We start from the raw sequence: 17472 nt of genomic DNA on the forward strand, positions 1-17472 counted from the left end.
TTGCGGTCTCACGCTTTTGTTACCTGCGATCACGGCGTTAGTATAAGGCGCTTATCACGATAAACCTCTCATTTCACGATGGAACCGAGAGCGGTATTTGGAGTTTGGAGAAACTGATGAACAAATTTCTGAAGGTGTCCCTGTTGGCGGCGGCGGTTGCCGTCGGTCTGACTGCTTGCCAAAAAGACGAGAAGCCTGCTGCGGCCAATACCGCCGAAGTGAAGGCAGAAGCCAGCAAGCCGGCAGAGGCGACCAAGGCCGAAGCCAAGAGCTTTGAAGAGCAATCTGGCTACGCAATTGGCCTCTCCATGGGTCGTTACATCGCCAATACCCTGGAGCGTCAGCAGGAACTGGGCATCAAACTGGACAACGCCGTGATCCTGAAAGGGGTGACCGACGGTCTGGGCAAAGAAGCCAAGATGACTGATGAAGAGATCCAGAAGGTACTGCAGGATTACGATGCCAAGATCAACGAGCTGACCAAGGCCAAGGCCGAGAAAGACGCCGTTGAGAATCTGAAGAAGGGTGAAGAGTTCCTGGCTGCAAACGCCAAGAAAGAGGGTGTGAAGAGCACTGAATCCGGCCTGCAATACGTGGTCGAGAAGATGGGCACTGGTGCCAAGCCGAAATCTACCGACATCGTCAAGGTGCACTACACCGGTACCCTGACCGACGGCACCAAGTTCGACAGCTCCGTCGATCGCGGCGAGCCGGCTACCTTCCCGCTCAACCAGGTTATCCCGGGTTGGACTGAAGGCGTACAGCTGATGCCGGTTGGCTCCAAGTTCAAGTTCTTCCTGCCGTCCAAGCTGGCCTATGGCGAGCACGGTGCAGGCTCCATCCCGGCGAACGCCGTGCTGGTGTTTGACGTTGAGCTGCTGGCTATCGAGAAGCCGACTGCTGATGACGCCAAGAAGTAATCCCTTCTTGTAGTTAAAAACGGCTCCTTAAGGAGCCGTTTTTACTTGTGTATTCCCTGCAATCGCGGGATAACAGAGTTGTCTTGGCGTTGGGTTTGCGCGCGAAAATAAGGCAAAATAGATCGCAGAATCAAATACAAGGATGAGTCCAGTGGCTGAAAATAAATCGCGTGTCCTACTGGTGGAAGATACCCGTAGTCTGGCGGTGGTCTATGAACAGTACCTGCGCCAGGAGGGGTATGAGGTGGTGCTGGCCGACTGTGGTCAACAAGCGTTGGCGCAGTTGCTGGCAAGTCCTCCCCCCGTGGTGCTGCTGGATCTGGAGCTGCCGGATATGTCCGGTATGGATATTCTGCAAATGATCACCGAACAGCAATTGCCCTGCTCGGTGGTGGTGATCACCGCCCACGGCTCGGTGGATGTGGCGGTGGAGGCGATGCGCCTCGGTGCCTTCGATTTTCTGACCAAGCCGTTTGACAGCAAGCGGCTCTGCGCCACCGTCCGCAATGCCTTGAAACACCAGCAGTTGAGCTCGCTGGTTGCCCACTATCGGGAGAACTTCGAGCGCTGCTCCTTCTTCGGTTTTATCGGTGCCTCCATGGCGATGCAGGCGGTCTATCGCATCATCGAGAGCGCGGCGCCCAGCAAGGCGACCGTCTTTATCACTGGCGAGAGCGGCACCGGCAAAGAGGTGTGTGCCGAGGCGATTCACCAGTGCAGTCCCCGCAGCGAGCAGCCCTTTATTGCCCTCAACTGCGCCGCCATTCCCCACGATTTGATGGAGAGCGAGATCTTCGGTCATGTGAAGGGCTCTTTTACCGGCGCCCAGGGGGATCGCAAGGGGGCAGCCAGTCTGGCTGATGGCGGTACCCTGTTTCTCGACGAGATCTGCGAGATGGACCTGGATCTGCAGAGTAAGTTGCTGCGCTTTATTCAGACCGGCACAGTGCAGCGAGTCGGCAGTGGCAAGCTCGAGACGGTGGATGTCCGCTTTATCTGCGCCACCAACCGGGATCCGCTGGTCGAGGTAAAAGCGGGCCGTTTTCGCGAGGATCTCTACTATCGGCTCCACGTCATTCCCCTCACCCTGCCGCCGCTGCGGGAGCGGGGCGAGGATATCCTGCTGCTGGCGCGTACCCTGCTGCAGAGCTACGCCAAGGAGGAGAACAAACGCTTCAAGGATTTCGATGTCGAGGCGGCGCGAGTGCTGCTCGACTACCCCTGGCCTGGCAACGTACGCGAGCTGCAAAACGTGGTGCGCAATATCGTGGTGCTCAACGACAAGGAGCTGGTGAGCCCGGATATTCTGCCGCCACCGCTCAATGGGGTTCGCCCCCAACTGCCGGCTGCGATTGCGGCAGCGGTGGCATCGGCTCCGGCCGCCACCGGAGTGGCCAACGGGCCTATCCGCCCGCTCTGGCTGGTGGAAAAAGAGGTGATCGAACAGGCCATCGCCAGCTGTGACGGCAACATTCCCAAAGCGGCGGCCCTGCTCGAGATCAGCCCCTCCACCATTTACCGTAAAAAGCAGGGGTGGGAAGAGTCCAATCGGGCCTGAACCATCTTGCCAGCAGAAAGGGCGGCTAGCGTGCCGCCCTTGCTATTTTGGGGATCAGAGTTTGGCGAGGCGCTTGAGGCGGGTCAGCCGCTCCCCCTCGTTGGCGCTGAACCAGCGGTCCTGTGACAGCAGAAACCAGGCGCGGGAGAAGTATTCCGCGGCCAGCGGATCGTCCAGCACCAAGGCATTCTCCCCCAGCTCCTCGAACAGATAACCATCCTCAGGTTCGCCAGCCTCGGCCATATCGGCCTTGAGCTGGTGCAGCTCTGCCAGCGCCTGCTGGTGCTGACCCTGGGCCCGGGTCAGGCGAGCCAGACTCCAGCGGGCGATAAACGCCTTGGCCGGCTGGTTATGTTGCAGATGCCAGGCCAGGCACTTCTGTTGCTGGATTTTCGCCTCCTCGAAGCGGCCCAGTTCGAACAGGGTCCAGCCCTGATTGTTGTAAAGGGGGGCCAGCCAGCCGCGCACCTTCTCGTCACTGCTGCGTTCCGCCAGCTCCATCGCCAGTTGATGCCAGCGGCTCTGCTCTTCCAGCGGTGCGGCGATGGCGATCATGTGGGCGGCGTCGATAGCAAGATAGGTCTCCTTCTCCTTGAGCCCCCATTGCCAAGCTTGTTCAAACAGCGGTTTGGCACTGGCTTTGTCGCCCGCCGAGTTAAAGGTGCGGCCTCGCTCCAGCAGGGCCCGGATCCGTGCTCTGGGGGTTTGATCGGTGAGGCGAGGCTCTATCTCGTCGAGTTGCTGGTGGGCTTCGGCAAATTGGCGCTGCAGCGAATGGGTACGGGCAATTTGGGTCAGCAACTCCAGTTCGAGTTGCAGGTCGGCGGCGGCGCGCGCTTCGGGAAGAAGGGTGTGAAAACGAAGGGCGCTGGCGGCGGGATCCTGATAATCCCACAGCGCCATGAAATCGGGCGGATTGTCCATCTGGCCTCCTTGCTGGTTATCCTGTCACCAAGATGCCTGCCGGCCATTATTTGTACAAGGGGCGCCCGTCACAGAGCGCCCCTTGAGTCATGTTAACGGCTGTGGCCAGTTGGTCAGTAGACCATGGCCAGGCTCATCAGCATCAGACCGAGGGCGGCAAAGGCCCCCTCCTTGATGGCGAGCCGTGGCACCAGCGCCTTGGGCAGGGCCGGAAACAGGCTCAGGGCAAAGCCAAGGCCCGGCATCAACCAGTGGAATGCCGGATCGCGCAGGGCGGGATCGGCGGCTCCATTGATGATGATCAGCAAAATAAACAGGGTGAAGGCCGGCAGGATAAACCAGCGTACCCCACCGGCGGCGACCGCCCGCAGCGGCGAAATGCGATAGAGCAGCATGGTCACAAGGAACAGAACAAAAGGGGCCAGCAGATAGAGCGGAGCGGGGTTCATAACATCTTTCCTGAAAACTGATCGTCAAAAAACCGGTTGTCCGGTGCAAGAGGCGCGGGATTTAACCACTCTTCGCAGGTAATCACCAGCAGCCCGGGCCCGGGCTGTGAAGAGGATCCCGGATAAAGGTTTGCTAGCGCGTCTTAGTGCGACCAGAACCAGGCTGCTGCAAATCCCAGCCAGCTCAACACCAGCAAGATCCAGGGAAGGAGATGCTGATGGCTTACTTCAACCAGTTCAAGCTGATCGTCTTGCACTTCGGTTTGGGGCGTGCCCTGTGGCTGCCTGGCTTTGGCCTGCCATTTTTTCTGGCGGCTTGCTTCGCGGGCCCGCGCCTTCATCTGCTTCTTGTATTCGTCGATGCCTTTCTGGATCCCTTGCGCAATAAGCTGGGTCTGCTCTTTGGTCTGCCCCGGCTTCTGGTTGGCACGGGCAATTTTCATCGCCTCCTGCTGGGTCTCGGGGGAAATCTTGTCGTACTTGGCCATCAACTCTCTCCTCGGGCATGGTTGGCTGGGGAGTATGCCATAAAGGGGCGTATACGTGGCGCCACCTTGATAACAAGGCGTTGCAAGTGAGTGACATCTCAACGAAAAACTCTAGAAATCAATAAGAAGCTCTATGTTGGGGTGAAGATCACAATTAACGGAATTTGTGAGTCATCGATGAAAAACGGTCATCTGTAGTTTGTTATATTGGCGCCCGACCGGCTGGATAAGGTCATTAAATAACAAAACAATCAAGGTGATATGGATATGAATAATAACTTCATCAAAGGCGGCGTGGCACTGGCCGTGCTTGCTGCACTGACTGGCTGTAATACCTCGAGCAATGACACCGTTGCACCCTGCACCGAAAATGTCTGCAAACTGACCATCCTGCACACCAACGATACCCACGGCCGTTTCTGGCACAACGCCGAAAATGAGTATGGTATGGCTGCCCAGAAGACTCTGGTCGAGCAGCTGCGTAGCGAGGCCAAGGCTGCTGGCAGCGAGGTGTTGGTGCTCTCCGGTGGTGACGTGAATACCGGGGTGCCGGAGTCCGATCTGCAGGATGCCGAGCCTGACTTCGTCGGCATGAACAGCATTCGCTACGATGCGATGGCGGTGGGCAACCATGAATTCGACAACCCCCTCAGCGTGCTGGAAAAGCAGCGTAAGTGGGCTCAGTTCCCCATGCTCTCGGCCAACATCTATGACAAGGCCAGCGGTAAACACTACTTTGACCCCTACAAGGTGTTCAAGCTGGAGAGCGGCCTCAAGGTCGCCGTGCTGGGGCTGACTACCGAGGATACCGCCCAGCTGGTGGATCCCAACAACGTGCAGACCCTGGAGTTCCGCGATCCGACCAGCGAGGCGGCCAAGCTGGGCAAACAGATCCGTGACAACAAGGAGGCCAATCTGGTCTTTGCCATCACCCACATGGGCCACTATGCCGATGGTCAGCACGGTAGCAACGCGCCGGGCGATGTAGAGATGGCTCGTGCGCTGCCGGCAGGGACTCTGGATGCCATCATTGGTGGTCACTCCCAGAATCCGGTCTGTATGGAACCGGGCACCACCAACAAGTACGCCAATTTCAAACCGGGTGATAACTGCCAGCCAGATCAGCAAAACGGTACCTGGATCATGCAGGCTCACGAGTGGGGCAAGTATGTGGGCCGCGCCCAGTTTGACTACCAGAATGGCAAGCTGACCCTGACCAGCTATGACCTGATCCCGGTCAACCTGATCAAGCGCAATGCCAAGGGCGAGGCGATCGATGCCAACGGTGCCGTGACCAAGGACCCGGCCAACATGGTGTTGATCCAGGATGAGATCACCAAGGACCCCGAGCTGTATAACACCCTGCTGGGTTATCAGGAGAAAGGTCAGCAAGAGCTGAATGTCGTCATTGGCTCGGCAGATGGCTTGCTGGTTGGTGATCGCAACTCGGTTCGCAACAAACAGACCAACCTGGGTCGTCTCATCACCACGGCGACCAGCAGCAAGCTGGGGGTCGACTTTGGTATCGTCAATTCAGGTGGTGTGCGTGACAGCATCCCGGCCGGTGATATCACCTACCGCAGCGTGCTGCTGGTGCACCCGTTTGGCAACACGGTCAACAAGGCGGCCATGAAGGGGAGTGATCTGGCGACCTATCTGGGCCAGGTGGCAACCAAGACCCGCAATACCGGTGGTTATGCCCAGTTTGGCGGTATCAACATGGCGGTGGATTGCCAAGCCAAGAGCGTCAATATCACCAGTATCGGTGGCAAGGCGTTTGATCCGGCAGCAACCTACAGCTTCGCGATCCCGAGCTTCAGCGCCTCCGGTGGTGACGGCTATCCGAAGATCGATACCATCAATGCCGGGTTGGTCGATGCTGCCGTGCTGAAAGAGTTCATCGAAATCAAGAAGACCATCAACGTGGCCGATTATCAGCCAGGCAATGAGGTGAGCTATCTGAACTCAACGTCTACCGAAGGGTGTAACTGATTCGTCAGCGGGGCGCATAGCCCCAGATGTGATCCGAAAGGGCAGCCGGTGGCTGCCCTTTGTCGTTGTTTGGGTGGCGGTTACAACTCTTCAATCATCAATGACGATAGCCATCGCCTGTATGAGGTGAGGGGATGAAATGAAAAGAGGCAGCCCGTGGGCCGCCTCTTGCGTAGTGACAATCTAAACCTTACAGCTGTTCGATACCGACGATATGCCAGGGGGCATTGTTCTTGGCCAGATCGCGCTCGAGGTGCCACACCTCTTTAATGTCTTCCTCGACCTGCTCCTGACGGTCCATGTAGCGGCCGCTGAAGCGCACGCTTACCTGAGCCCAGTCGCTGCCGTAGTCGGCGCGTACCAGCTGGGTATCGACGTACATCACTTCGGTGTGCTGGTCGCCAGTCAGTTCGGCGCGCTCGGCTTTGAGCTGTTCAAACAGCTCGGGGCTGACGTACTCGCGCACCTTTTCCAGATCGTTCTTGTTCCACGCCTCTTGCAGGGTGCGATAGTGATCGCGGGCACCGGCCAGGAAGCTGTTCATGTCAAAGCCTGGCGGCAGGCGGAACGGCACATCGCTGTCGGCAAAGCCGGTGGCTTGCGGTGCGCTGTTGCTCTGCTCAAACTGCTGCGGGGCCGTGGATTGCGGTGGCTGATAGCCCGCATAGGCTGCCTGTTGTGGCTGTGGTGTCGCGACCTTGCCCTTGCGCAGGGTACGGATCAGGAAGACGGCACCCAGCGCCAGCAGGGCGATCAGCAGGAAGTCCATTCCTTGCAGACCTTCAAAGGCACCGCTGCCCAGCAGGTAGGCAAACAGGCCGCCAGCCAGCAGGCCGCCCAGCAGGCCACCCATCATGCCGCTCTTTTTCGGCGGCGTCTGGGCATTCAGTGTCGGATTCTTGTTGTCGACCGGTTTGGCCGCAGGCTGGGCCGGCGCAGTTTTGTAACTTTTACCAAAGGATTTGCCGCCGCCAAATTTCTTGGCTTCGGCGTGAGGTGCCCCCAGGCCAATGGCCAGGATCACGGCAAACAGGGTCAGCATCTTTTTCATTTTGACTCTTTTCACTCTCGTCTGTGGGTGGGGCATGCTCCGCTTTGGCAAGCTCAGCAAGGCGCATGGCAGGCTGCCTGTCCCTAATTGTGTCGCAGCTTGTATTCATCAATATCACCTCTGGCATGAATTATTCATGAACGAGGTAGCCGCGATGCGGCGTCAAACAAGAGGAGTAAACCGGATGAAAAGCAGAAGATTGAGTCGCAAGGAGCGCAAAATGCGAAGCAAAATCAAAATGGTCAAGGTAGAGCAGACTCTGGTTTGGCCCTTTATGATGGTATGAGCCGCCAGATAGGGCTCGCCGTAGTTGGCTTTCTTTTGTAAAATTCCCGTCCCCTTCCCGCTGCGGTTTTTATGTGTATGGCAGAGCAAGTGACGGCGAAAAAAGACGCCAAGACACAACAGCTGAAAGTTCCTCCCCACTCTTTTGAGGCCGAACAGTCCGTACTGGGCGGCCTGATGCTGGATAATGATGCCTGGGATCGGGTTGCCGAACGGGTGATCGATCAGGATTTCTACAGCCGTCCGCACCGGTTGATCTTCCAGGCCATGACCCGCCTCTCCAACGCGGGCAACCCCATCGACCTCATCACCCTGCAGGAGGAGCTGGAGCGCTCCGAACAGCTGGAAGAGGCGGGTGGCTTCGCCTATCTGGTGGAGATCGCCAAGAACACCCCGAGTGCCGCCAACATCAACGCCTACGCCGAAATCGTGCGCGAGCGAGCGGTGGTGCGGGAGATGATCTCGGTCGCCAACGAGATAGTCGAAGCGGGCTACGAGCCGCAAGGCCGTACATCAGGCGATCTGCTGGATCTTGCCGAGAGCAAGGTATTCAAGATTGCCGAGCAGCGCACCAGCGCCAACGAGGGGCCCCAGCCCCTGAAGCTCATCCTCGAGCAGACCGTCGACAAGATTGAAGAGCTGTTCAAGACGCCGCACAACGGGGTGACCGGGGTATCGAGCGGTTACAACGATCTCGACAAGATGACCGCCGGTTTGCAGCGTTCGGATTTGATCATCGTTGCGGCCCGTCCCTCCATGGGCAAGACCACCTTTGCCATGAACCTCTGTGAGCATGCGGCCCTCACGGCCGACAAGCCGGTGCTTATCTTCTCGCTGGAGATGCCCTCCGAGCAGATCATCATGCGTATGCTCGCCTCGGTCGGTCGTATCGACCAGACCAAGGTGCGTACCGGTCAGCTCGACGACGAGGATTGGGCACGCCTCTCCTCCACCATGGGATTGCTGCTGGAGAAGGGCAAGATGTATATCGATGACGCCTCCGGCCTCACTCCGACCGATGTACGTTCCCGTGCCCGTCGGGTGGCACGCGAGCACGGTGGCCTATCCATGATCATGGTGGACTACCTGCAGCTGATGCGGGTGCCGGCGCTCTCTGACAACCGTACCCTGGAGATCGGCGAGATCTCCCGCTCCCTCAAGGCCTTGGCGAAAGAGCTGCAGTGCCCGGTGGTGGCGCTCTCCCAGTTGAACCGAAGCCTGGAACAGCGGGCCGACAAGCGCCCGGTCAACTCGGACCTTCGTGAATCGGGTTCCATCGAGCAGGATGCGGATTTGATCATGTTTATCTATCGTGATGAGGTTTATCACGATGACAGCCCGGACAAGGGGATTGCCGAGATCATTATCGGCAAGCAGCGTAACGGCCCCATCGGCCGGGTGCGCCTCACCTTCCAGGGTCAGTTCTCCCGGTTCGACAACTACGCCGGTCCGGCGTTTGACGACGATTATTGATAAGTAACAATCATGGCAATCCTGTGGTCAGGATTGCCACCACCGCTCTGACCCGCTTGCCATTCACTGCAAGGCAGCCCGTCAGAGCCTGTTTTCCCGGTTCGACAATTATGCCGGTCCGGCCTTCGACGACGATAAGTGAGTGGCGGTCTTCTGCCCGATGAGGGGGAGACCATTTGTGCCCTCGTAAGGGAAAACCATGAAAGCGGCTACTGCCCAAATCAACACTGCGGCCTTGCGCCACAACCTCGCCGTGGTCAAGCGCCACGCTCCCGCTTGCAAGATCATCGCTGTGGTCAAGGCCAACGCCTATGGCCACGGACTGCTGCCGGTCGCTCGCACCCTGGTGGATGCGGATGCCTATGCGGTGGCCCGTATCGAAGAGGCGCTGATGCTGCGCTCCTGCGCCGTGGTCAAACCCATCGTGCTGCTGGAGGGATTCTTCTCTGCCGACGATCTGCCGGTGCTGGCGGCCAACAACCTGCAGACGGCGGTTCACACCTGGGAGCAGCTCGAAGCGCTGGAGCAGGTTGAGCTGCCAGCGCCCGTGGTTGCCTGGCTCAAGCTCGACACCGGCATGCATCGCCTCGGGGTACGTGCCGACGAGATGCCCGCCTTTATCGAACGACTCGGCAAGTGCAAGAACGTGGTGCAGCCGTTCAACATCATGACCCACTTCAGCCGCTCCGATGAGCTGGAGCAGCCCACCACCCGCGAGCAGATCGACTTGTTCAGCAAGTTGACCGCACCGCTGGCGGGCGAGCGGGCCATGGCCAACTCGGCGGGCATTCTGGCCTGGCCAGACTCCCACTGCGACTGGGTTCGCCCCGGCGTCATCCTCTATGGCGTGTCGCCGTTCCCTAACACGGTGGCAGCCGATTACGACCTGCAACCGGTGATGACCTTGAAGACCCAGCTGATTGCGGTGCGGGATCACAAGGCGGGCGAGCCGGTGGGCTACGGCGCCAACTGGGTGGCGGATCGCGATACCCGGCTCGGGGTGATCGCCATCGGCTATGGTGACGGCTATCCGCGCATGGCGCCCAACGGCACTTCCGTGCTGATCAACGGTCGCATCGTGCCGCTGGTGGGGCGTGTCTCCATGGATATGAGCACGGTCGATCTCGGGCCTGGCGCCACCGACAAGCCCGGCGACGAGGCGGTACTGTGGGGCGAGGGGTTGCCGGTGGAGCGGGTGGCCGACGAGATTGGCACCATCCCCTACGAACTCATCACCAAGCTCACCTCCCGCGTCTTTATGGAGTACGTCTGATGTGGCAGCAGTGCCTGCTGACGTTGAAGCCCCGTTCGCGGGGCTTTCATCTGGTGACGGACGAGCTGGTGGCCAAGCTGCCGATGCTGACGGATTACCGGGTCGGCATGGCGCACCTGCTGCTGCAACACACTTCCGCCTCGCTCACTCTCAACGAGAACTGCGATCCGAGTGTGCGCAGCGATATGGAGGCCCATCTGCACCGGTTGGCGCCGGAGGATGCCCCCTACTATCGCCACACCTATGAGGGGCCGGATGACATGCCCGCCCACATCAAATCCTCCCTGCTCGGGGTGAGCCTGCTGCTGCCGATCCGTGATGGTCAGCTGGCGCTCGGCACCTGGCAGGGGATCTGGCTTGGCGAACATCGCGTCGATGGCGGTGCCCGCAAGGTGCTGGTGACCCTGCAGGGTGAGTAATCAGGCTGCAACCAGCCGAAAGATGACGATAAAAAGAGGGATGGCATTGAGCCATCCCTCTTTTGTTTTAACGGTTTCGCGAGCTATCCGCCTGCCAGTGGCGCGGTGCTCTGCGTGGCTCAGCCGACCTTGAAGGGGGTCAGCTCGGCCAGCGGGGCGGCGTCCATAAAGGCTTGCGGCTCCTGACCCTGTTTGAAGATCTTGAAGTCCTGCTCACGGGCGCTCCAGTACTCAACGGTATCGCCGCTGATCTGCAGCAGACTCGCTTCGCGCAGGGCCACCACGTATTCGCTCGGGTTGATGGCGCAGAACTCGGCCAGACGCTCGTCGCGGGTTTCGCCCATGTGTCCGCTGATGCTGGCATCCAGATAGTGCGGGTTGATTTGCAGCGGGAACAGGCCCAGCGCGGGCAGCACGGCGGCGTTGCAGACCGGCATGTCGTTGGTGGTGCGGATGCTCGGGGTCGCCACGTTGCAACCGGCGCTCCAGCCCACATAGGGGACGCCCCGTTCGCGCACGGCACGCTGGATCGGCACGATCAGGCCGTTTTCATGCAGCATCTGGTTGAGGCGCCAGGTGTTGCCGCCACTGATAAAGATGGCGTCGGCCTGATTGACGGCCGCGACCGGATCATCGAAGTGGTGAATGCTGATGGTCTCGATCCCGAGGCTCTCTGTAAGTTCGTTGGCGCGGGCATCCCAGTCGCTGCGGATCACCGCGTAGGGGATGAGCAGGATGCGCTTGACCTGTTTGCGCGCGAGCAGGCTTTGAACCCGATCGCGGGCCCAGCCGAGCAGACCCGGAAATTCGTTGGCTTTACCATTGCTTAGTAGAAGCAGTTCCATCAAATCGTTCCTCAAAAAGTGAAAGCGGAGGAGGGAGGGCCACCGTATCCGCCGTGCGGCCGGATGGCAAGAGGAGGCATGCTACCACCATTGGCGCGGTGGTTCTGTGATCGCGAGGCCCATTCAAAGGCCATGGAGGAGTTATGGATGGATAATCCAATGGCAGGGCGGTGGATTAACGAGCAGTGTTCAGCTCGCCACCCATCGCCAATAAAAGACCCCACCGCAGCGGGGTCATGGCAGAGTTAGTCGAGTTTGAGATCGACCCATACCATGCGGTGATCCGAACTGACTCCCTTGGCGATGCCGAGTTTCGCGTCATAGACCAGGTGATAACCGGCCTCGAAGCTGGCAGGCCAGAAGACGCCGCTCTTGACCGCGTTGAGGTTGGCGGAGGGGATGACGTGATCCAGCTGCAGCACGCTGGAGTTGGTGATGCGTTCCGGGTTGGGGCGAGTGAGGTTGCGTTTGCAGTCGGCCCCCTTGCTGACACACTCCGGGCCCCCTTCGCTGACCGGGATCAGGGTGCCATTGGTGATGGCCTGATTCATCAGCGGGTTGTTAAGGAGATCCTGAATGGCGGTCAGGTCACCGTCACCGGTGAGCGGATCGGCGTTGAGATCACCCGCGATAACGAACTTGGCGTTTTTGGCCAGCCCACCCTTGGTGCCCTTGTCATCGGTCATGTAGTTGAGACCCTTGACGTAATCATTCCAGAAGGCGATCTCGGCGCGGTTGTGCTTGACGGTGTGACGCGCCGCGTTGGCAAAGATCGGCGGGGTCGGGTGGGAGATCAGGAAGTGGATCACCTCTTCCCCTTTCTCGGTCTTGATCCGTACCGGCACATCGGCGTGGTTCTTGGAGGAGAGCGGGTACTGCTGCCAGGCTGCGTCTGAATACCAGGCATCACCACACTGGCGGCTGGCCGGGATCTTGACCTTGGGATTGTTGCAGTCATCGATGATGGGGTTCTGCTCGCCCGGCATATCCTTCCACTTGAAGTTCTGGAAGGTGCGGATCTGCTTGGTGTCAATGGGATATTTGGACATCACCGCAAAGGCGTACTGGCCGTGATAGTTGCCAAAGCCCCAGGCATCGTCGGGGCCGCTGTTGACCTTGCCATCCAGATTGAGGTCATAACCGCTCATCAGGCCGGTGTTGGTGGCGAAGTTCTGCATCACCGGATAGCTGATGGCCGTCACCTCTGCGTGCTGGGCGTGAGCCAGATAGTTGTCGTTGAAGGCTTTCAGATCGGCGGTGCTCTCGCCTTTGCCGTCGTTGTCGAACTCGTTGAGCAGGAACACATCCGGGCGGGTGCGCTGGATGATCTCCGCCACGTTGCGGATCTGCTGCACGTTCTTGGCTTTGGTTTCAGTGGCGCCGCTCAGGCTCCCTTCGGCGAGGCGGGCCAGCAGGGCATCCTGCTCGGTGCGGGTCAGCGCCAGCTCACCGGTCAGCATACCGGCGGCAGTGCGGTCAAAAGAGAGGTTGAAGGTGGCAAAACGAACCATGGGATCAGCTGCCTTTGAGTCGTTGTCGCTGTTGCAGCCAGCCAGCATCCCGAGGGAGATGGCGGCAGCCAGTAGGGTCTTGTTGATATTCTTCATTGTAATTATTCCGTAGCATCAATGAGTTATGCCTTCTGTGAGGCGGCGTCATTATAAGTAGACGGTGATGCTGCGGGGGTTTTGCCTGAGCAAAGTGTGAGGATATTCACACCACATATCTGGCGATGATGAATGTTAGCAGGGCGATATGGGGTGTGAAAAACCGGTTTTTACGCTGCAGTTTCCGGGATGAATGGCGCGCTTCCAGCCGTTACCGCACTCTGAATTTGTCACACCACCATCGGCAGGCCGCTCTCGGGGTGGTGGATCACCTGTGCCGGATAGTCATAGAGACGGGCGATCAGCTCAGGGGTCAGCACCCCGGCAGGCGTGCCATCGGCCATCAGCTTGCCCCGCTCCAGCATCACCAGCCGATCGGCATAGCGCGCCGCCAGATTGAGGTCGTGTAGCACCACCAGCACAGCTGTATTGCGGCTGGCGAGGGCGCGCGCCATGGTGAGCAGCTGGTGCTGGTATTTCAGATCCAGCGCCGAGGTGGGTTCGTCGAGCAGCAGCAAGCGGGGTTGCTCGGCCTGCTCGGTCGGGGAGGGGGCTTGCCAAATCTGCGCCAGCACCCGGGCAAACTGCACCCGCTGCCGCTCGCCGCCGGAGAGCCCGGGATAGAGCCGCTTGGCCAGATGCTCGACCCCGGCGTGGGTCATGGCCGCAGCCACAATCTCGTCGCGCCGCGCCGCCGGTTCACTGTGTGGCAGGCGCCCCATGGCGACCACTTCCTCGCAGAGAAAGGGGAAGTTGAGGGAGGAGCTTTGCGGCAATACCCCGAGCCGGTGGGCAAGCTGGCTGCTGTCCCACTGCTGGCGATCCGCGCCAAACAGGGTGATGGAGCCCTCATATTCCAGCTCGCCGGTCAGGCACTTGAGTAGCGAGCTCTTGCCCGCCCCGTTGGGGCCGAGTAGCGCGGTGAGGGTGCCGCTCTCGAGACTAAGATCGAGCCCATCCAGGATCTGGCGCTGGCCACGGCGCAGGCTGAGTCGTGTGCAGCTCAACAGGGGGGAGGAGAGTGAGGATGAGAGTGGTTGCATAACAGTCCGTATCACAGGGCGCGGCGGCCTTTTACCAGCAGCCAGATGAAGAAGGGGGCGCCGAGCAGGGCGGTGATGATGCCCACCGGCAGCTCGGCGGGGGCCAGCAGGGTGCGCGCCAGCATATCGGCTGCCAGCAGCAGGGCGGCGCCAAGCAGGGCCGAGAGCGGCAGCAACCTGACATGGTTGGGGCCCGCCAGCAGGCGCACCAGATGGGGCACTACCAGCCCGACGAAGCCGATCATCCCCGATACCGCCACCGCCACCCCGACGCCCGCCGCGGTGAGCAGAATCAGGCGACGCTTGAGGGATTGCACATTGACCCCAAGATGACGGGCCTCTCCTTCCCCCAGCAGCAGGGCGTTGAGGGGATTGGCATCGCGCATAAAGAGCCACAGCAGGGCCGCCAGGGTGAGCAGGGCCAGCGCCACATCGGCCGGTTTGCCTGCCGCCAGCGTTCCCATCTGCCACAGGCTCAGGTTGCGCAGCATCTGATCGTCCGCCAGATAGGTGAGCAGGCCGATCACTGCACCGGAGAGCGCCGTGATGGCGACCCCGGCCAGCAGCATGACGGTCACCGAGGTGCCGCCCTCCCGGGTGCCGAGCAGATAGACCAGGGTGGTGGTCAGCGCACCGCCGAGAAAAGCGAGCAGCGGCAGCAGGCCAACCCCGATGGTGGCTTGCAGCTGCTGGCCGAGGGGGGCCAGCAGCACGATGGCGAGCGCCGCGCCGAGCGCCGCACCGCCGGAGACCCCTATGATGCCGGGGTCAGCCAGAGGGTTGCGAAACAGCCCCTGCATCACGGCGCCACAGAGCCCGAGAATTCCCCCCACTGCGATGCAGAGCAGGGTTCTCGGCAGGCGAATTTCTTGCACGATCAGCAGTTTGTGCGACTCAATCCCGCTCTCCTGCCCGGCAAACAGCGCCCGTAGACTCTCGCCCAGGGTGAGGGTCATGGGGCCGGTTGCCAGCGAACCGAGCAGCAACAGTGCCAGTGCGGCCGTGGTGAAGGCCAACAGCCAGGAGAGGGGTAACCGCATCATGACCCCTGCTTGATCCACTGGGCGATCTGGTTCGCCTGTTGCAGGGAGTTGAGGCTCAGGCCCCCTTGCAGGGCGTGACCGTCGATGGCGTGAATGGCGTTACGCTTGCCAGCCGGGGTGGCGGCCAGGGCGGGCACTTCTGCCAGCACCTTGGCCGGATCGGCATATTGCTGCCAGTCACGACCGCTAACCAGCACCAGATCGGGCTGCATCTCGATGAGGGATTCGGCGGATACCGGCTTGTAGTTGCGTAACTCGGCGACCGGATTGATGCCGCCCGCCAGCGATATCAGCGCGCTGGCAGTGGTGTCCCCCCCGGCGATGCTGGTGGGTTGCCCCTTGTGCAGCAGCAGGAAGGCGACCTTGAGCGGTTTGTTCTGTTTGGCTTGCGCCGCCAGCTGAGCAGTCTGAGCCTGGATCTCAGCCTTCAGGCGATTACCAGCTGCTTTATCGCCCAGCAGGCTGGCGAGGGTGTCGATACGCTGGTTGAGGTTGGCGAGGGTCGGCGCGGTATCCAGCACTTCCACCTTGACCCCGGCACGACGCAGCTGATCCAGGGTCGGGGCCGGGCCCATCTCGTCGCTGCCCACCAGTCGGGTGGGGGAGAGGCTCAGGATCCCTTCGGCGGCCAGCGCCCGGTGATAACCCACCTTGGGCAACCCTTTTGGCAAGGGGCTGCTGATATCGGTGGCGATCAGGCTCGATTCACCGCCAAGGGCCAGAATGAGTTCTGTGGTGGCGGGGCCGATACTGACGATACGCTCTTTCTGTCCGTCGGCGGCAACGGCAGAGAAGGGGGACAGTGAACTGCAGAGCAGGGTGATGGCGAGGGCAAGACGACGGCCCATGCTAACCTCCGAAGGGGTGAATAAAACGGGTGTGCCGCCGAGAATATCAAGGCTTTGGAAAAAATGCACTGATAATGATAGCAATTATCAATTGCATTGGTTCCAGTGCTTTATTAGAGTAGCCGCCATGATAAACAGCGGGACGACCTGGTCCCGCAAAGGGAGAAAACATGAGCATTGCACAACGCATTCACGCGCTGCTGGAGCAGGATCCCGGCGCTCATCCGTCCACCCTGGCGGCCCAGCTCGCCATCAGCGAATGGGAGGTGGTTCGCCATCTGCCCGCCGAGCTGGTGACCCTGCTGCCCGCCGATCGCGCACAAGGTCTGCTGGAAGATCTGGCCGACTGGGGCCCGGTGACCACCATCGTCGAATCAGAAGGTTCCATCTTCGAGGTAAAAGCCCCCTTCCCGAAAGGCAAGGACGCACGCGGCTACTACAACCTGATGGGCCGCGACGGTGAGCTGCATGGTCACCTCAAGCTCGACAACGTGGCGGGGATTGCGCTGGTCAGCAAGCTGTTCATGGGCAAGGAGGGGCACTCCTTCCAGTTCTTCGGTCACTCCGGCCGCTGCATTTTCAAGGTCTATCTGGGTCGCGACGAGAAACGCCAGCTGCTGGCCGATCAGGTCACCCGTTTTATGGCGCTGCGCCACAACTCTCAAGAGGAAGTCAAAGCATGAGTGAACGTCAGGAGCGTCTGCAGAACCGCCTGCAACCGGAGATCCGCGAGTTTCGCGACAGCTGCCGTACCCTGCAGCTCGCCACCGTCGATGGCGAAGGCAATCCCAACGCCAGCTATGCCCCGTTTGTGCTGCAGGAAGATGGCTACTATGTGCTGATCTCCGAGATCGCCCGCCACGCCCGCAACCTGCAACAGGTGCCGCGGGTATCCCTGATGCTGATCGAGGATGAGAGCGGTGCCCGCGAGCTGTTTGCCCGCAAGCGCCTGACCTTCGATGCGGTGGCTGAAGTGGTAGCCCGTGACGACGCTCGCTGGAGCAAGGCGGTCGCGGCGCTGGAGGGGCGTTTTGGCGAGATCATCAAGGGTCTCTCCAACCTCAAGGATTTCAAACTGTTCCGCCTCAAGCCGGAGCAGGGGCTGTTCGTCAAGGGCTTCGGCCAGGCGTTCGCGGTCTCCGGTGACGAGCTGGTGGATTTTGTCCATCTGGTGGAGGGGCACAAGCGCATCGACAACGGTGCCGAGCTCACCAGCCCGGCCGATGCGCCGGTCTGAGGATCCCTGTCGACCAC

General features: G+C 60.3%; 17 protein-coding genes. 8 read left to right on the forward strand and 9 right to left on the reverse strand.

All coding sequences use genetic code 11. From position 1 onward, the window contains the following. The first annotated feature begins 116 nt into the window (after window positions 1-116). The gene (gene fkpA / locus G5149_RS17130; protein ID WP_005335283.1) at window positions 117-920 is read left to right on the forward strand and encodes an FKBP-type peptidyl-prolyl cis-trans isomerase; all 804 of its coding nucleotides are present in this window, start codon (window positions 117-119) and stop codon (window positions 918-920) included. 151 nt (window positions 921-1071) lie between these two features. Next, a complete protein-coding gene (locus tag G5149_RS17135; RefSeq protein WP_158114153.1) occupies window positions 1072-2478 on the forward strand; it encodes a sigma-54-dependent transcriptional regulator in 1407 nt (468 codons plus the stop codon). Window positions 2479-2532: 54 nt separating this feature from the next. Here the strand turns inward: G5149_RS17135 and G5149_RS17140 are convergent, their stop codons facing one another. The 3 genes from G5149_RS17140 to G5149_RS17150 all read right to left on the reverse strand — a co-directional run bounded on the left by G5149_RS17140 (window position 2533) and on the right by G5149_RS17150 (window position 4339). After that, window positions 2533-3402: a hypothetical protein gene (locus G5149_RS17140; protein WP_216978130.1), complete on the reverse strand. Its 870-nt coding sequence runs from the start codon at window positions 3400-3402 to the stop codon at window positions 2533-2535. 113 nt (window positions 3403-3515) lie between these two features. Then, the gene (locus G5149_RS17145) at window positions 3516-3851 is read right to left on the reverse strand and encodes a hypothetical protein (RefSeq protein WP_005358483.1); all 336 of its coding nucleotides are present in this window, start codon (window positions 3849-3851) and stop codon (window positions 3516-3518) included. A 143-nt stretch (window positions 3852-3994) separates the two neighbouring features. Then, complete coding sequence (locus G5149_RS17150; protein WP_158114151.1) at window positions 3995-4339, reverse strand: DUF2956 domain-containing protein; 345 nt, start codon at window positions 4337-4339, stop codon at window positions 3995-3997. Between the two features lie 267 nt (window positions 4340-4606). Here G5149_RS17150 and ushA point away from each other — a divergent pair, with 267 nt between their 5' ends. Beyond that, window positions 4607-6331 carry a bifunctional UDP-sugar hydrolase/5'-nucleotidase UshA gene (gene ushA, locus G5149_RS17155; protein WP_158114150.1) on the forward strand — a complete coding sequence of 575 codons (1725 nt, stop codon included), beginning with the start codon at window positions 4607-4609 and terminating at the stop codon, window positions 6329-6331. 190 nt (window positions 6332-6521) lie between these two features. Here ushA and G5149_RS17160 read toward each other — a convergent pair whose 3' ends face one another. After that, window positions 6522-7382, reverse strand: coding sequence for a Tim44 domain-containing protein (locus G5149_RS17160; protein WP_110304330.1), 861 nt, complete (start codon window positions 7380-7382; stop codon window positions 6522-6524). A gap of 363 nt (window positions 7383-7745) precedes the next feature. Here G5149_RS17160 and dnaB point away from each other — a divergent pair, with 363 nt between their 5' ends. The 3 genes from dnaB to G5149_RS17175 all read left to right on the forward strand — a co-directional run bounded on the left by dnaB (window position 7746) and on the right by G5149_RS17175 (window position 10832). After that, window positions 7746-9140 carry a replicative DNA helicase gene (gene dnaB / locus G5149_RS17165; RefSeq protein ID WP_026035132.1) on the forward strand — a complete coding sequence of 465 codons (1395 nt, stop codon included), beginning with the start codon at window positions 7746-7748 and terminating at the stop codon, window positions 9138-9140. Between the two features lie 199 nt (window positions 9141-9339). Beyond that, complete coding sequence (gene alr / locus G5149_RS17170; protein WP_164537587.1) at window positions 9340-10413, forward strand: alanine racemase; 1074 nt, start codon at window positions 9340-9342, stop codon at window positions 10411-10413. Next, a complete protein-coding gene (locus tag G5149_RS17175) occupies window positions 10413-10832 on the forward strand; it encodes a secondary thiamine-phosphate synthase enzyme YjbQ (RefSeq protein ID WP_421213102.1) in 420 nt (139 codons plus the stop codon). Before alr ends, G5149_RS17175 begins: the two co-directional genes overlap by 1 nt. Window positions 10833-10951: 119 nt before the next feature. Here G5149_RS17175 and pepE read toward each other — a convergent pair whose 3' ends face one another. The 5 genes from pepE to G5149_RS17200 form a co-directional block, all read right to left on the reverse strand. Further along, window positions 10952-11677 carry a dipeptidase PepE gene (gene pepE, locus G5149_RS17180; protein ID WP_421213104.1) on the reverse strand — a complete coding sequence of 242 codons (726 nt, stop codon included), beginning with the start codon at window positions 11675-11677 and terminating at the stop codon, window positions 10952-10954. A 245-nt stretch (window positions 11678-11922) separates the two neighbouring features. Then, window positions 11923-13284: an endonuclease/exonuclease/phosphatase family protein gene (locus G5149_RS17185; RefSeq protein ID WP_088868604.1), complete on the reverse strand. Its 1362-nt coding sequence runs from the start codon at window positions 13282-13284 to the stop codon at window positions 11923-11925. 230 nt (window positions 13285-13514) lie between these two features. Then, window positions 13515-14327 carry a heme ABC transporter ATP-binding protein gene (locus tag G5149_RS17190; protein WP_416034445.1) on the reverse strand — a complete coding sequence of 271 codons (813 nt, stop codon included), beginning with the start codon at window positions 14325-14327 and terminating at the stop codon, window positions 13515-13517. Between the two features lie 11 nt (window positions 14328-14338). Next, window positions 14339-15370 (reverse strand): FecCD family ABC transporter permease, encoded by a 1032-nt coding sequence (locus tag G5149_RS17195; protein WP_005335261.1) that lies wholly within the window; start codon window positions 15368-15370, stop codon window positions 14339-14341. After that, on the reverse strand, window positions 15367-16218 hold the full coding sequence (locus G5149_RS17200) for a heme/hemin ABC transporter substrate-binding protein (protein WP_421213107.1): 852 nt from the start codon (window positions 16216-16218) through the stop codon (window positions 15367-15369). Before G5149_RS17200 ends, G5149_RS17195 begins: the two co-directional genes overlap by 4 nt. Window positions 16219-16388: 170 nt before the next feature. Here G5149_RS17200 and hutX point away from each other — a divergent pair, with 170 nt between their 5' ends. Continuing rightward, window positions 16389-16901, forward strand: coding sequence for a heme utilization cystosolic carrier protein HutX (gene hutX / locus G5149_RS17205; protein WP_005362516.1), 513 nt, complete (start codon window positions 16389-16391; stop codon window positions 16899-16901). After that, complete coding sequence (hutZ, locus tag G5149_RS17210; RefSeq protein ID WP_005335257.1) at window positions 16898-17455, forward strand: heme utilization protein HutZ; 558 nt, start codon at window positions 16898-16900, stop codon at window positions 17453-17455. The genes hutX and hutZ overlap by 4 nt, the downstream gene beginning before the upstream one ends. Window positions 17456-17472: the final 17 nt, after the last annotated feature.

This window comes from Aeromonas sp. 600479, from assembly GCF_049175515.1.
Classification (GTDB): domain Bacteria; phylum Pseudomonadota; class Gammaproteobacteria; order Enterobacterales; family Aeromonadaceae; genus Aeromonas; species Aeromonas veronii_A.

What these genes read in the sequence shown, in the direction of transcription:
- G5149_RS17140 (WP_216978130.1), bottom strand. Translation starts at nt 3,402, where the DNA reads ATGGACAATCCGCCCGATTTCATGGCGCTGTGGGATTATCAGGATCCC.
- hutZ (WP_005335257.1), top strand. Translation starts at nt 16,898, where the DNA reads ATGAGTGAACGTCAGGAGCGTCTGCAGAACCGCCTGCAACCGGAGATC.
- pepE (WP_421213104.1), bottom strand. Translation starts at nt 11,677, where the DNA reads ATGGAACTGCTTCTACTAAGCAATGGTAAAGCCAACGAATTTCCGGGT.
- ushA (WP_158114150.1), top strand. Translation starts at nt 4,607, where the DNA reads ATGAATAATAACTTCATCAAAGGCGGCGTGGCACTGGCCGTGCTTGCT.
- G5149_RS17175 (WP_421213102.1), top strand. Translation starts at nt 10,413, where the DNA reads ATGTGGCAGCAGTGCCTGCTGACGTTGAAGCCCCGTTCGCGGGGCTTT.
- G5149_RS17150 (WP_158114151.1), bottom strand. Translation starts at nt 4,339, where the DNA reads ATGGCCAAGTACGACAAGATTTCCCCCGAGACCCAGCAGGAGGCGATG.
- G5149_RS17190 (WP_416034445.1), bottom strand. Translation starts at nt 14,327, where the DNA reads ATGCAACCACTCTCATCCTCACTCTCCTCCCCCCTGTTGAGCTGCACA.
- G5149_RS17185 (WP_088868604.1), bottom strand. Translation starts at nt 13,284, where the DNA reads ATGAAGAATATCAACAAGACCCTACTGGCTGCCGCCATCTCCCTCGGG.
- G5149_RS17145 (WP_005358483.1), bottom strand. Translation starts at nt 3,851, where the DNA reads ATGAACCCCGCTCCGCTCTATCTGCTGGCCCCTTTTGTTCTGTTCCTT.
- dnaB (WP_026035132.1), top strand. Translation starts at nt 7,746, where the DNA reads ATGGCAGAGCAAGTGACGGCGAAAAAAGACGCCAAGACACAACAGCTG.
- G5149_RS17160 (WP_110304330.1), bottom strand. Translation starts at nt 7,382, where the DNA reads ATGAAAAAGATGCTGACCCTGTTTGCCGTGATCCTGGCCATTGGCCTG.
- alr (WP_164537587.1), top strand. Translation starts at nt 9,340, where the DNA reads ATGAAAGCGGCTACTGCCCAAATCAACACTGCGGCCTTGCGCCACAAC.
- hutX (WP_005362516.1), top strand. Translation starts at nt 16,389, where the DNA reads ATGAGCATTGCACAACGCATTCACGCGCTGCTGGAGCAGGATCCCGGC.
- G5149_RS17195 (WP_005335261.1), bottom strand. Translation starts at nt 15,370, where the DNA reads ATGATGCGGTTACCCCTCTCCTGGCTGTTGGCCTTCACCACGGCCGCA.
- fkpA (WP_005335283.1), top strand. Translation starts at nt 117, where the DNA reads ATGAACAAATTTCTGAAGGTGTCCCTGTTGGCGGCGGCGGTTGCCGTC.
- G5149_RS17200 (WP_421213107.1), bottom strand. Translation starts at nt 16,218, where the DNA reads ATGGGCCGTCGTCTTGCCCTCGCCATCACCCTGCTCTGCAGTTCACTG.